Annotated in this window: 16 protein-coding genes; 9 read left to right on the top strand and 7 right to left on the bottom strand. The window is 42.0% G+C overall.

The window, feature by feature from the left end:
* Positions 1-8: 8 nt before the first annotated feature.
* Positions 9-251: a spore germination protein gene (locus ACN6MY_RS15935; RefSeq protein WP_419881071.1), complete on the bottom strand. Its 243-nt coding sequence runs from the start codon at positions 249-251 to the stop codon at positions 9-11.
* Between the two features lie 12 nt (positions 252-263).
* Complete coding sequence (locus tag ACN6MY_RS15930) at positions 264-506, bottom strand: spore germination protein (RefSeq protein WP_071352628.1); 243 nt, start codon at positions 504-506, stop codon at positions 264-266.
* Between the two features lie 174 nt (positions 507-680).
* Here ACN6MY_RS15930 and ACN6MY_RS15925 point away from each other — a divergent pair, with 174 nt between their 5' ends.
* Positions 681-1454, top strand: coding sequence for an SDR family oxidoreductase (locus ACN6MY_RS15925; protein ID WP_419881070.1), 774 nt, complete (start codon positions 681-683; stop codon positions 1452-1454).
* 71 nt (positions 1455-1525) lie between these two features.
* Here the strand turns inward: ACN6MY_RS15925 and ACN6MY_RS15920 are convergent, their stop codons facing one another.
* Entirely contained in the window at positions 1526-2881 is a 1356-nt protein-coding gene (locus ACN6MY_RS15920; RefSeq protein WP_419881069.1) for an MATE family efflux transporter, read from the bottom strand.
* 294 nt (positions 2882-3175) lie between these two features.
* On the opposite strand from ACN6MY_RS15920, the gene ACN6MY_RS15915 reads away from it, so the two are divergent.
* A complete protein-coding gene (locus tag ACN6MY_RS15915) occupies positions 3176-4252 on the top strand; it encodes an undecaprenyldiphospho-muramoylpentapeptide beta-N-acetylglucosaminyltransferase (RefSeq protein WP_419881068.1) in 1077 nt (358 codons plus the stop codon).
* A gap of 63 nt (positions 4253-4315) precedes the next feature.
* Complete coding sequence (locus tag ACN6MY_RS15910) at positions 4316-4480, top strand: YflJ family protein (protein WP_419881067.1); 165 nt, start codon at positions 4316-4318, stop codon at positions 4478-4480.
* Between the two features lie 421 nt (positions 4481-4901).
* On the opposite strand, the gene ACN6MY_RS15905 is transcribed toward ACN6MY_RS15910, so the two are convergent.
* The 3 genes from ACN6MY_RS15905 to ACN6MY_RS15895 form a co-directional block, all read right to left on the bottom strand.
* Positions 4902-5459 (bottom strand): GNAT family N-acetyltransferase, encoded by a 558-nt coding sequence (locus tag ACN6MY_RS15905; protein WP_419881066.1) that lies wholly within the window; start codon positions 5457-5459, stop codon positions 4902-4904.
* A 252-nt stretch (positions 5460-5711) separates the two neighbouring features.
* Complete coding sequence (locus ACN6MY_RS15900) at positions 5712-6845, bottom strand: amidohydrolase (protein WP_419881065.1); 1134 nt, start codon at positions 6843-6845, stop codon at positions 5712-5714.
* 89 nt (positions 6846-6934) lie between these two features.
* Positions 6935-7684: an undecaprenyl-diphosphate phosphatase gene (locus ACN6MY_RS15895; protein ID WP_419884186.1), complete on the bottom strand. Its 750-nt coding sequence runs from the start codon at positions 7682-7684 to the stop codon at positions 6935-6937.
* 196 nt (positions 7685-7880) lie between these two features.
* Between ACN6MY_RS15895 and ACN6MY_RS15890 the strand changes: the two genes are divergently transcribed.
* The 6 genes from ACN6MY_RS15890 to ACN6MY_RS15865 all read left to right on the top strand — a co-directional run bounded on the left by ACN6MY_RS15890 (position 7881) and on the right by ACN6MY_RS15865 (position 13183).
* The gene (locus ACN6MY_RS15890; RefSeq protein ID WP_419881064.1) at positions 7881-8201 is read left to right on the top strand and encodes a DUF4870 domain-containing protein; all 321 of its coding nucleotides are present in this window, start codon (positions 7881-7883) and stop codon (positions 8199-8201) included.
* Positions 8202-8702: 501 nt separating this feature from the next.
* A complete protein-coding gene (locus tag ACN6MY_RS15885; protein WP_419881063.1) occupies positions 8703-9506 on the top strand; it encodes a hypothetical protein in 804 nt (267 codons plus the stop codon).
* 112 nt (positions 9507-9618) lie between these two features.
* On the top strand, positions 9619-10188 hold the full coding sequence (locus ACN6MY_RS15880; protein ID WP_419881062.1) for a beta-class carbonic anhydrase: 570 nt from the start codon (positions 9619-9621) through the stop codon (positions 10186-10188).
* A gap of 35 nt (positions 10189-10223) precedes the next feature.
* A complete protein-coding gene (locus tag ACN6MY_RS15875) occupies positions 10224-10382 on the top strand; it encodes a hypothetical protein (protein ID WP_419881061.1) in 159 nt (52 codons plus the stop codon).
* A gap of 95 nt (positions 10383-10477) precedes the next feature.
* Entirely contained in the window at positions 10478-11779 is a 1302-nt protein-coding gene (locus ACN6MY_RS15870; protein WP_419881060.1) for an NCS2 family permease, read from the top strand.
* A gap of 159 nt (positions 11780-11938) precedes the next feature.
* A complete protein-coding gene (locus ACN6MY_RS15865) occupies positions 11939-13183 on the top strand; it encodes an EAL and HDOD domain-containing protein (RefSeq protein ID WP_419881059.1) in 1245 nt (414 codons plus the stop codon).
* Here ACN6MY_RS15865 and ACN6MY_RS15860 read toward each other — a convergent pair.
* The gene (locus ACN6MY_RS15860) at positions 13178-13471 is read right to left on the bottom strand and encodes a hypothetical protein (protein ID WP_419881058.1); all 294 of its coding nucleotides are present in this window, start codon (positions 13469-13471) and stop codon (positions 13178-13180) included. The two genes, ACN6MY_RS15865 and ACN6MY_RS15860, sit on opposite strands and share 6 nt — an antisense overlap.
* Positions 13472-13660: the final 189 nt, after the last annotated feature.

The following is a 13660-nucleotide window of genomic DNA, read 5'->3' as shown; positions in this document are numbered from 1 at the left end:
TTGCCTTCTTACAACTGGCTTGTGATCGGCATGGATGGGTTGGCAATTTGGTCCTGATCGCTGAAATCCGGATCCCAAAAACCGTTTGCCATGCTTGAGCCTGCAGGAGAAACATCTCCGAAAGAAAAATTAGCCCCAATGATTTTAAAATTCGAGGTATGGCTATTATGGACAGTAGGGCCGATATCAAAATTCGCATTTGTGGTTATGCTGTTGGTCTTGATGTTGAAAATATTTATTTGCTGAGGCATCACATTCATCCTTTACAATTGACTGGAAACTACTGGTGTTGAATCCAAAACATCACCTTGATCGTTTAGGTCAGGGTCGATAAAGACGTTTTCCATGACTGCGTGTGGAGGGGCAAAATCACCGTAAGAAGAATTTTGGCCCTGTGACTTGGTATTGGCAGTGGGTGAATTATGAAGTGATTCCCCAATGTTAATACTTCCGTTGCTTGAAATATTATTAATCTTCAGGCTGTAAATATTAATCACGGTCTGCATCTCCGCACATCCTTTTTCTTTGTTGTGTTATCGTATGCTGGACTTTGCCTATACGTTAATATACGGTTGACGAAGAAAACGGAATATGCGGGAGGAAACCATTAAAAGTAGAGAATGAAAAATTTTTATGTATAATAAACTATAAGAAAAGTCACTAAATGAAGAGGTATTACTGTGGATGGAAAAGTAGCGTTAATAACCGGGGGGGCAACAGGCATCGGCAAAAAGACCGCCTATATGCTTGCAGGCTCAGGAGCGGCTGTTATCATAACCTACAGGAAAAGCAGGAAAGAAGCAGAACGTGTAATTGAAGATATCACTTCCTCCTTTGGCGTCCGGGCCATGGCAATACAAGCGGATGCTTCGATTGAAGAGGATTGTGCCAGGGCTGTGGGTGCAGTTATAGAGAGTTTCGGTAAAATAGATATTTTCATTCACAATGCCGGCCCTTATATTCAAGAGCGCAAACCGATGGCTGATTACACGAGCGAGGAATGGAACTATCTTATGAACGGAAACTTGAACGGATTTTTCTATATGGCAAAAGAGATCATCCCCAGCATGAGGAAGAATTTGTGGGGAAGAGTGATATCGTTCGGTTTTGAGCGAAGTGATACAGCACCTGCTTGGATATACCGTTCTGCCTTTGCTGCAGCAAAAAGCGGTTTAACTTCATTGACCAAAACCCTGGCACTTGAAGAGGCTCCATATGGAATTACGGTGAATATGGTTTGTCCTGGAGACATCACCCAGGAATGGAAAGAAAAAGATATCATTGAGGCAGCGGACATTTCCGATGATACTGTTCCAGTCGGAAGGCCTGGCACAGGGCAGGACCTCGCACGGGTCATCAGTTTCCTTTGTGATCAGCAATCAGACTTTATCACAGGAAGCATCATTCCCGTTACAGGAGGCAAGGATGTCCTTGCTAAAATATTCCACAAATGAAAAAAGACTCCACGGCGGAGTCTTTTTTCGCTGTCAGATGATACTCACTAGAATCAAAAATCTTTTATCATTTATCCGCGCCCGGCATATTTTTTTCGCTGCAGGCTAAGGAGCCTGCTTGTCAGTCCGGCGGCTCCAAATGCCAGTCCTGCGATCAAGCCGATCCAATATCCAAAAGGTCCGAGCGCTGTATAATGGGCGAAAAGGTATCCAGTTGGAAGGCCGATTATCCAATATGACACAAGTGTCATGATGAACGTAATATTGACGTCTTTATAACCCCGTAGAATTCCCTGAATAGGTGCCTGCACGGCATCGGAAATCTGAAAAAAGATTGCGTAAATTAAAAAGTGTGCGGTCATTTTCATGACGACAGAATCGTTTGTATAAAGGGAAGCAACGTTTTCCCTGAAAAAGAAAATGATGCACGCGCATAGCAGAGACAGGAATAGTGCCGAGGAAATTCCAATCAAACTGTATTGTTTTGCATCCATATAACGGCCGGCACCGACCTCAAAGCCTATAATGATTGTCAGTGCCATTGAAATGCTGAGTGGCAGCATGTAAAGGAATGAAGCGAAATTAATTGCCACTTGGTGAGAAGCAATCGTTATTGTATCATAATTGCTCATGAACAGTGTCACTGCAGAAAAGATGCTGGTTTCAAAGAAAATCGAAAATCCGATTGGCATGCCGATTTTCAGAATCATCCGCCACTCAGCAAACGATACTTTTGGAAAAGAATGAAATACTTTATATCCGGAAAAAGGACGCATCCTGTGAACGACAATCACCGCGATGAAAAAGATCATCCAATAGGAAATGGCTGTTGCATAGCCCGAACCAACGCCCCCAAGCTCTGGAAAACCAAATTTCCCATAAATTAAGAGGTAATTGAACAGGACATTTACCGGCAGGGAAAAAAGAGTAATGAACATGGAAATTCTTGTTTGGCCCAGTGAATCAATGAATGATCGAAGGACATTGTACATAAAAAGCGGAAGGATGCCCAGTGCAAGAGCTGCAAGATAATCGTGCGCCACTTCTTTGACAGCAGGAGACAAACTCATGCCATTGAGTACAGGATCCAGGACGAACATGCCGATGATTGTTATGATAATGGCCATACAAGCAGATAAATACACTCCTTGAATGACTGAAACAGGTACTGCTTTATGGTTTTTCGAGCCGATGTACTGGGAAACAATAGGTGTAATGGCGAGCAATATCCCGCATAGCCCTGTATTTACCGGGACCCATAAGGAACTCCCTATAGAAACACCTGCTACATGTGAAGTATTATATTTGCCAGACATCATGATATCAAAAAAATTCATTGCGTACATTCCCATTTGTGTGACAAGGATGGGGAGGAGTATTACTAGCAGCTGGCGGAATTTTTCTGCTTTTGTATAAGTTTGCTTCATGCTGTTACCTCGATTTACATTTTTGCGAATGATTGCATTATAACATTTTTTCATTGAATTCATAGAGTCTGTTGAAGATTGCTTAGTCTGCGGGAGGTAAATATTTTAAATATGGGGGGAGGGAAGGCAGCGAGCGGTGTACTTGATCTAATTCAGGAGATCTGGCGTATTCTTGAATTTCTTTTCCCGCCTTTGCTTATATTGACAAAAGAAAATTCAAGATTCGCCATTTCAGCCGGCTTCAACTATGGTAATATGAAGGGAAAACATTTTTGGTTGCGGAAGGTGAAATAAATGAAAAAGAAAATCGTTTTTACGGGCGGAGGATCAGCAGGACATGTATCGGTCAATGCTGCCATCATCCCTGAATTTATAGAAAACAGCTGGGATGTAACCTATATTGGATCAGAGCAGGGAATTGAAAAATCCATCATTGAAAAGGAATTTCCTCAAATCAGCTATCGTACCGTTGCTGTGGGAAAATTAAGGAGATACCTGTCTCTTCAAAATCTGAAAGATCCGTTTAAAGTAATCAAGGGAATCTTCGATGCACGAAGAATTTTAAAAGAAGTCCGCCCTGAGTTCATATTTTCAAAAGGAGGATTTGTTTCAGTTCCTGTAGTCCTTGCAGGGAAAATGCTAAAAATCCCAATTTTAATTCATGAATCAGATTATACTCCAGGGCTTGCCAATAAAATTGCCATGCCATTTGCGTCAAAAATTTTCACAACGTTCCAGGAGACTGCCGCTAACCTGCCGGAGCAAAAAGCCATGTACATAGGAGCCGTTTTGCGGGATGGCATTTTTAAGGGAAATGCAGCAAAAGGAAAGATATTCTGCGGTTTTGACAGCAGCAGGCCAGTGCTTTTGGTTATGGGCGGAAGCCTCGGGGCAGTGAAGATCAATAATCTGATTACAGAAAATCTTGATGAACTGCTGAATTCTTATCAGATTATCCATATTTGCGGAAAAGGAAATGTGAAGGAGCATCTGAAAAGAAAAGGCTATTGCCCATTTGAATTTGTCCATGAAGAGCTTTTCGACCTGCTGGCTGCCTCTGATGTGATCGTTTCAAGAGCAGGCTCCAATTCGATTTTTGAATTTCTCGGCCTCCAAAAACCGATGCTGCTGATTCCATTAAGCGCACAGGCCTCGCGAGGAGATCAAATCCTCAATGCCGCAAGCTTTGAAAAACAAGGCTTCGCGAAGGTACTGCAGGAAGAAAACGCAACATATCAAAATTTCGAAGCTGCACTTCATACCTTACAGGAGAAGACTGCTTTGTATAAAGATAAAATGAAAAAAGAGCGTCCTTTTAAAACCGCTCATGAAATGTATGAACTGCTTAACGGCATGATGAAAAACCGCTAGAACATACATGAAACGCCCCTCATGCGCATATCTTGTAAAACGCGCATGAGGGGGTAGATGCTATTGGCCTATAAATATTCAAAAGGCTGGTTTTTGGCTCAATTAAAAGCAAAAGGGATTACAAAGCATCCTGCTGAAAGAAGAAAGCTCGAATCATATAAAACCTATGTGGTCCGCAAGCTGTACGAAGAATTGATTGAGAGTGACAGTAAAAGTTCTAGCTTATAAATGAAGGCTGTTTTCGTAAAATTTGTTGCATGGAACAAGGTGGCTGATTTCCGCTTCAGGATGCTCGCTTTCTGCGGGCGGTGAGAATCCTCAGCTGCGCCTGCGGATCTCACCTGTCCCGCTAATCTAAGCAGGAGTCTCGCACCTTGCGCTCCAATCAACCTGTTTTAACAATGGGTTCACCTCGCAGAACTCCTCATTAATAAACAACAACCTTTAAGAAAAGAGCCTAAATGAAAAAACAAAAAACACAGAAGCCTCCCGGGCTGATTTTTTATTCCTGGAGATAACTTTTGTGTTTTTTTCTGCGTATTCGGGCTGTGTTTGTTGATGACTGTGATAATAGCTGAGGAGAACAAGAAAAGGGGGATTGGCGCAATTGCCAATCCCCTAGTGGTGTTATAGCAGCGAACTTATAAAATTATGCTTCAAGCAGTTGCTGTGAATCATCATCCTGCTGCTGTCTTAGAATATGGAGGGTGTACAAATCCTTTGGAATTTCATACAAATCGAAAATATCGCCGTTTTCGTTAATGGCATCATACATATATTTCCTTGATTCGTTGGCTTTGACTGCATATGGAAGCTTTTCGGCAGCACCAATAGAACGCAGATTTTTTTTACGGATTCTCATGAACACAGTTTCAATGTTTAGTTCAAAGAAAAGCTCGTTGAAGAAGGCTTCTTTTGCCATGGCATTATAACCTTTTCCATGGTAAGGCTTGCCAAGCCAGGTCCCAAGAAAACCGGCAGAATCCTGTACATCAAAAAGGGATATCGTACCAATCGGATTTTCCCATTCATCGGTTATCGTGCGGGAAATCAATTGGCCCGATTCTTCAGCTTCCATCGTTTGCTTTGTGACGAATACATATTCTTCATATGAATCAACTTTTTGGCGCACGAAAGGGAAGACATCTGGATGCGTAATCAACTCGTAAAGAGGATGACAATCTGTAAAATCTCTCTTTTTTAACATTTCCGTCCCTCCGCTTGAGGGCAGATTCCAAGCATCTGCTCTACTCTCACCCTCGAAATTTTTTAAGTAATGCATCAAAAAATTTCGGGGTGGGAATCGAACCCACTAGGACCGGAAACCGGTGGCGCACCATTTGCCTTCCCTATTTTTATTTTTAAGCAATATATTCAAAAAAAAATACCTTACGAAGGTATAATACTAAAAAAAAATGAATTTGAAAATAGGTTTTTATCTATTTTTTTCACCAAATTTCTACTTTTTTTTGAATACAATTTCTCCATTTATCATGGTGATAAATGGCTTTGCCTGATAATGGAAAGGGTGGTGTGTCCAAAGGACCAAATCGGCATCTTTTCCAGCCTCGATGCTTCCTAATCTTTTTTCCAGTCCCAGATTTCTTGCAGCAAGAATAGTTATGCCCTCAACTGCTTTTTGAATAGACAGACCTTCCCGGACGGCAAGGGAAGCGCATATGTTCAAATACTGGATCGGGGTGTAAGGGTGGTCCGTGGTAATGGAGACCTCGACACCCCGTTTAGTCAATTCTTCATACGTTTTCCAGCTTTTATTTTTCAGTTCGACTTTGGATCTCCGGGTAAGAGTAGGACCGACACACACTTTGAGCTGCCTGCCAGCCAGTTCATCTGCTATCAAATGACCTTCCGTACAGTGTTCAATTCTTAAATCCAGCTCGAATTCTTCAGCAAAACGAATGGCAGAGAATATATCATCTGCCCTGTGTGCATGAATGCGGACTGGGATCTCCCTCTTTAGGGCCTTAATGATCGGGGCAGCCCTGAAAGTATCAGGATTATCACAGTGTTTTGCTTCAGAAAATGCCTCCCTGAGCATTCCCATGATTCCCATTCGTGTAATGGAATCATTGCTTGAGGAACTATGAATCTTTTTTGGGTTTTCACCGAGTGCAATCTTAAGGCCGGAAGTTTCCCTGACAAGCATCTTAGTAATATTGTTTCCAAAAGTCTTAATCACAGATGTAGTCCCGCCAATCACATTTGCACTTCCAGGCAGCACCTGAACAGTTGTTATTCCGTTTGAAATTGCATCAGTAAAGGCCGTATCGAGAGGGTATACCCCATCAATGGAGCGGATTTGGGGGGTGAGCGGCTCGATGGTTTCATTCGCGTCATTGCCAGCCCAGCCAGTGCCTTCATCGTATAGCCCCATATGTGTGTGAACATCGATTAATCCAGGAAAAAGATGCATGGTTCTGCAATCGATTCTTGTTAGGGCATAATGGCTGTACTTTTGCTCAAGTGAATGGCCGATATCCTTTATCTTTCCATCCCTCACATATACGTCTCCTCCCTGCAAAGGAGGGGAGGTGACAGAATGGACAATGGCATTCTGAAAAAGTATAGACATTTTTTCTCCTTTCTTACATATATTTTAATCCCCTTAAAACAGCATAAATCTGCATCCTTTTTATTGAAATTCAGGCAGCCCCAACACGTTCAAAAGGCACCCGTAAATTGGAGAATCAAAATCAGCCCGCCTAGAGCCCATACATAGATGGAAAAAACTTTCAAAGATCTTCTTTTTAAATAATTTATCATCCATACTACAGCAATGTATCCAAAAATAGCTGATGAAAGAGTGCCGGCAAGAAGGGCTGGAAAGCTTAGATACTCAGCCTGTCCCAATAAAACAGGTTTGATTTGCAGCACAATGCCGCCAGTTATTGCAGGGATGGATAGAAGAAAAGAAAAATAAGCTGCAGTCGCCCTATCAAGCTTGCATAATAATCCTGCAGCTATCGTAAGTCCTGAGCGGGATAATGCAGGCATGATTGCAGCAGCCTGAAAACTGCCGATGAGGATGGCATCCTTTACAGTGATTTGGCTGATCGATTTTTTGCCTTCCTTGGCGCTGTCTGCAAGCCATAAAATAAATCCTGTCGCAAGGAACTCCCATCCAATGGTCACTCCTGTTTTGGAAAGCTCATCAAACCAGTCGCCCAGCAGCAGTCCTGCAAAAACAGCGGGTATTGTGCCTGCGATAAGCAACAGTGTCAATTTGGAAAAGGGCTTCTTCACTAAAGCAAACAAATCCTCTTTGTACACGGCGATAAGAGCAAGCAGTGTGCCGATGTGCAGCATTGTATCCAGCGTAATGCCAGCATCATCCAGGTGAAAGAGGTGCCTTCCTAAATACAGATGACCGGTGCTCGATATGGGAAGGAATTCCGTCAATCCCTGTATCATACCTAGTATTAAAGCTTGAAATCCATTCAACAAACCATCACCTCATAAGAAGATACTTTGTACAACCTTTTATCCATACATATGTATCTCAAAAAAAGAACATGTTGATTTTCAAGAAAAAGGAGGAGTCTGGAAAAATATGAGCCTTATTTACAGTTTTTGCGTATAATATCATAAAGAAAGCGAGGAGAGGGAAATGCCATCAAGTGATGAAAGATCATTGGCTGCGCTTATATACGTTGCCAGTTTCTTTACTGTTTTCATAGGGCCATTGATTATTTGGCTGATAAAGAAAGATTCTTCTAAGTTCATTGATTATCATGGACGGGAATATTTTAACTTTCTAATTTCCTATACGATTTATACAGCTGCCGCTGGGGTACTTTGCCTGGTATTCATAGGATTTGTTGCACTGCCGGTGATAGGGATAGCGGGTATTGTTTTTACCATCATTGCGGCAGTTAAGTCGTATGAGGGTATAGAATATAAGATTCCCGTTATATTCCGCATTCTATAAAAATCATAAAAGGTATCCGCATTGCCGGATGCCTTTTTGTTTATGTTTGGTGTTCATTAACGGACTTTTTTTATTCTTGCACCTTGTATACTCGATATGAGCTCAAAGGGTGGGGGTCACAAAGAAGCTTCGCAGGACGCGGCGTTCTTAGTCTTTGATCCTCAGAAAAGGCGCTTCCGCTTTTTATTCAATCCAGCTGCAGCGCCTAGCCTCTCGAGGTCATAAGCCGCATCAGAATTGAAGGCAAAGAGCGCCTTCTATTCTGATGCGTCTTATGCTGGTTGAGGGCCCCCAGGATGGGGGTCACGAAGACGTTGCCGCAGGACGCGGCGTTCTTAGTCTTTGATCCTTTGAATAAGGCGCTTCCGCTTTTTATTTATTCTATTAAAGTTCAAAAAGGAATAGAATGAAAGAGGTAGAACATACATTAGGAGGCCGGGCAAGCGGCCGGTCTATTAATGTATTCTTAAGGCATACTATTAATCTCCCAAGGAGCAGATTATGAATATACGGACTTATTATGTGAAAACGGCTAAGATATGCTTCCGGACTTCCTGGATTTCTTTAATCATGGCAGCAGCTTTCTTTGCACTGCATCTTTCTGGGGTTTTAACGGGCAATATTCTGGAGATTGAAGCACCCTTCATTCTTTTTAGCATAATAAGCTTTGCGGGATATAGAGTATACGAAAACCGGGCACAGGGACTGCCAAAAGAAGCGGAAGCATCATGCAAGCCGCTGGGGGAGCAAAGAAATCTGCTGGCAGCCTTTATGCCGGCTCCTACATTGAGGGTACTGCTTTTTGAACCGAACGGGGCACTTGCAGGAGAAATAAGAGACATGAACATGAGCTGGTATATGTGGATGATTCCAAACTCTGTTTCCTTGGTATTGCCTAAAAGGTATGGATTGTATGACTCAAAGGGAACACTGCTTGGTATGTATAATTTCGGCTGGGGCCTGCTGAACAAAGTGGTTATGAAAGACGGTGAAGGGCAGCTGATAGGGACCTTTAAGGAAGTATGGAAAAAATCCCTTTTTAAAGTGAATGGCATGATTGCTGGAGCCAGCGGGGAAGACTGGATTCCTGTCAGCATCGGCGGGCTTCTCAATGATTTTGAATTAAGCACTTGCAGCGGCAAAAAGATAGTGAGGTTTCAAAAAGGCTGGATGCCCATAGAGTGGGGGGAGCGATTCAAGGAGATGAATACTCCGGTTCTCTCATTTAGTGAAGCAGCCGAAATGGAAGAAAAAGTGGCCGTGCTTGGTTTTTGTGCAGCAGTTTTGCATCATAGAAAAAATTGAAAAAAGCTTAAAAAAAGAACTGCATGATTGCATGAAGGATTCTTAAAAAAAGCAATTTTGTCTGTTTTGTATTATAATGAGCAAGAAAAATACATAGAAAATAGGTGATAGTATGTCTTTATTGGATGAAATATTAGTATATAACGAAAAATTTGTGGAAGAAGAGGAATATGAAAAATATAAAGCAGGGAAGCTGCCTGAAAAAAGAATGGTTGTCCTAAGCTGCATGGACACAAGGCTTGTTGAACTGCTTCCTAAATCCATGAACTTCAAAAACGGAGACGCCAAAGTTATTAAAACTGCGGGTGCGGTTGTTTCCCATCCGTTCGGAAGTGCCATGAGGAGCATAATGGTTGCCGTTTACGAATTGAATGCTGATGAGGTATTTGTAGTTGGCCACCATGATTGCGGAATGTCCTCCATCAACAGTGAAAAGATGGTTGGAAAAATGAAGGACAGGGGCATTACAGAAGAAACAATTGAAACGGTGGAGAACTCCGGCATTCACTTGGAAAACTGGCTCCGCGGCTTTGACAGTGTAGAGGAAAGTGTTAAAAACAGTGTCGAAATTATCCGGAACCATCCGCTGCTTCCGGCAAATATCCCGGTACACGGGCTTGTCATCTCTCCTGAAACCGGTAAACTTGACAAAGTCGTTGACGGCTACGAATTTCTTAAATAATAGATTACGTTAAAGCTGCAGAGGATTAAGGCGGCGTGCTGGTTTTAGATGGACTTTTCGTGGAGATGCCTTGCTCGGGAAGCCGGGCGTCTGCAGAGGGCGTTTGCAGGCAGGATGAACTGGGGAAATTAACAACCCGCCAAAGTGTAAAAAATGGCTGCAGCAAGCAGTCCGCTGATAAAATGGGAGAATAGTTTGATTTCCGGTGTTTTTCTGTTAAAATCACATAGTGTGGTTTGTCACTGTAACAAACGGGTGGGTGAGGGATAAACTAAATAAGGAATCTACTATGAATCGTTCTATTTTTGAAAGGCTTTTTAACATCCATGAAAATGGGTCGACATTCCGCAGAGAAATTCTTGCAGGGGTAGTGAGTTATTTTACCATTGTCTACATTACCGTGGTAAATTCGCTGATTCTGTCTGAAGCAGGCATTCCGTTTAACGGTGCAATCGTTGCGACAATTGTCACGTCTGCAGCAAGCTGCATCCTGATGGGGTTCTTTGCAAATGTCCCGATTATCCTTGTGCCGGGAATGGGGCTTAATGCATTATTTGCCTACACGATGGTCCAGGGAATGGGCCTATCCTGGCAATCTGCATTAGGTGCTGTATTTGTTTCCGGTGCCATCTTTGCGTTTATCGCCTTTACCCGTTTTTCCAAAGTTATCAGTGATTCAATTCCAAATTCATTAAAAGAAGGCATTTCAGTAGGACTTGGATTATTTTTAATGTTCCTTGGACTTGAAAAAGGCGGTTTGATCACCAAGAGTGCATCATCGCTTTTAGCGCTTGGAAGCTTCAGCGATCCCAAAGTCATTGCAACAGCGCTGACCTTTATCATTGCCATTTCATTGTTCATCAAAAACGTGCCAGGCAGTTTTCTGATAACGATCATTGCCGGCAGTATCATAGCATACTGTCTTGGAACCATTTCATTCTCAGGAGTTTCGTTTAAAGGCATGGATGTTTCATCCTACGGAGATGTTTTTATGTCTCTATCCTTTGCTGAAGCTGGCCGCTTTGATTTCTGGGTAGCCGTATTTATCATGACAATGGTACTTGTGTTTGAAAATATCGGTCTTGTTCATGGACATGTGAACAGCATTAAAAGACCCGGACAGTATCAAAAGGCATTCCAGGCAACTGGAATCTCTGTATTGATTTCGGGCTTAGCAGGTTCAAGCCCTACGGTGGCAACTGTAGAAACAGCGGCTGGAATCGCATCTGGCGGCAGGACTGGTTTCACTTCGGTTATTACCGGGATTCTTTTTATCGTGTCCATATTATTCATTCCAGTCATCAAGGTGATTCCTGACAGTGCCATTGCACCTATCTTGATCATTATAGGGATTTTAATGATGGAAAATATCAAGCATTTGAATTTCGGGGACTTTTCTGAAAGTGTCCCTGCCATTTTAATTATTGCCATGATTCCATTCACTTTCAGCATAGCTGACGGAATGGCCATCGGGTTTATTATGTATCCTATTTTGAAAATTGTAATTGGCAAGGCAAAAGAAGTTTCGCCGGTGCTTTATATCATTGGTGTGCTATTTTTAGCCTATTTCATAATCAGCACCATAAGCTGAGCTGGAAGTTTAAAAGGAAGCAGATATGTAAAATCTGCTTCCTTTTTCTGTTTTACTGGCTTTTTGTCCTGAATATTTGTTCTTATACCAATAGACACATATTCCTTTTATTGTTAAAATATAGGCATAATTATTCGTGGATGACAAAGGGGTTTATAAATGGAAGTTTTTGTTGCCAGACAGCCTATTTTTGGAAGAAATGACGAACTGACTGCTTATGAATTATTGTATCGCAATAGTATGGAAAATAGCTATCATGCTGTTAATCATGATCAGGCCACTGCCGATGTAATTATTAACAGCTTTTTGAACATTGGGATTGACAGACTTTCTGATGGAAAGCCATGCTTTATTAACTTTACTGAAAACTTATTGGAACTGAATCTGCCGACATACTTTCCTCCTAGGGAAATAGTGGTTGAGATTCTTGAAACAGTCCCTGTGACAGAGCAATTGATCGGCATTTGTTTATCTCTTAAAAAACAGGGCTATAAGATTGCTTTGGATGACTTTGTTTTTAATAAAGAAAACCCCTTTTCAGAAAGACTGCTGCAAACAGCTGATATCATTAAAGTGGATTTTCTGAATACGCCAGAAAATATGAGAGAGCAAATAGAATCGATCTGCAGGTTGCTTAATTTGAAACTGCTGGCTGAAAAAGTAGAAACAAGGGAAGAATATGAGCTGGCAAAGAAATTAGGCTACGATTATTTTCAAGGGTATTTTTTCTCTAAGCCCATTATATTGTCAACACATGATGTACCTCCCTTTTTTCATTCATATTATGAAATTATCCAGATTCTATCATTGCCCGAGCCGGATATCGATCATCTGACAAGTTTAATAGAGAAAGATTTATCTCTATCTTATAAGCTGCTTAAATTAATCAATATGCCATCTTTCAGGCCGAAAAATAAAATAAATTCGATTCGCCAGGCGATCGTTTTTCTGGGATTGATTGAAATCCAAAAGTGGATCTTTGTACTGGCTGTAAGGGACTATAGCGGGGGCCAATCGAAGGCATCTAGTGAGATTGCCAGGATATGCCTGACGAGGGCCAGGGCATGTGAAAAAATTGCTTCACTTAGCCAGGCAGGAACGGCAGCACCGGGTTTTTTTCTGGCAGGCATGTTTTCGCTGATGGATTCGATTATGGGGGTTCCTATGAAGAATGTACTGCAGGAACTTTCCCTGCATGAAGAAATTTCCCTGGCGCTGCTTGGAGAAAATAATATCTATAAAAAAATTCTGGACTTGGCAATCGAAGTGGAAGGGGCAAATTGGGAAAGCGCTGAAATGATGTGTGCCTCACTGGGATTTGACAGCAGCCAGGTTTTTGAAGCCTGCAAAGAAGCACTCTTCTGGTCCAGCGGCCTGCTTTCAGGAAGTGCTGCTTCATCATAAAAAAGCTTTTTGCGGTTTGATGTACCGCCTTAGCTCAATAAGTAGCATTTTCTTTGCTGTATCGGAAGCTTGGATCCGATTTAGATCTTCAGGCTGCGGATAGGTGCCAAACTGATTGATGAAAACGCGGATTTTACCTTCCCAGACTAATTGCTGTGATTCTGTCAAAATGGAAACTTCTGCAGATATGACCTTTCCATTGGAATCTTCCGAAAGGACATGTCCTTTTGCCGGTACAAATAGATGGAACCAATAGACATGCTTTTTAAATACAGAACGGATTTTCATGATGGCACTCTCCTTTTTGCCTTGGGCTTTTTTGCTCGTTCGAATAAATGGCCCCTTGTTTGCTTGCCGCAAGAAAAATTATCAGTATACTGGAGGTAAGACTCAATTTTTGCAGAGCAGCATAGTATAATGAATTACATACATATATACCCTTTAAGGCGAACAGAATAACACCGGGTTAAACATGGA

This window comes from Peribacillus sp. B-H-3, from assembly GCF_048572925.1.
In the GTDB taxonomy this organism is placed as follows: domain Bacteria; phylum Bacillota; class Bacilli; order Bacillales; family DSM-1321; genus Peribacillus.
Note: the sequence above shows the minus strand (reverse complement) of the source record. Positions and strands in the feature narration are given on the sequence as shown.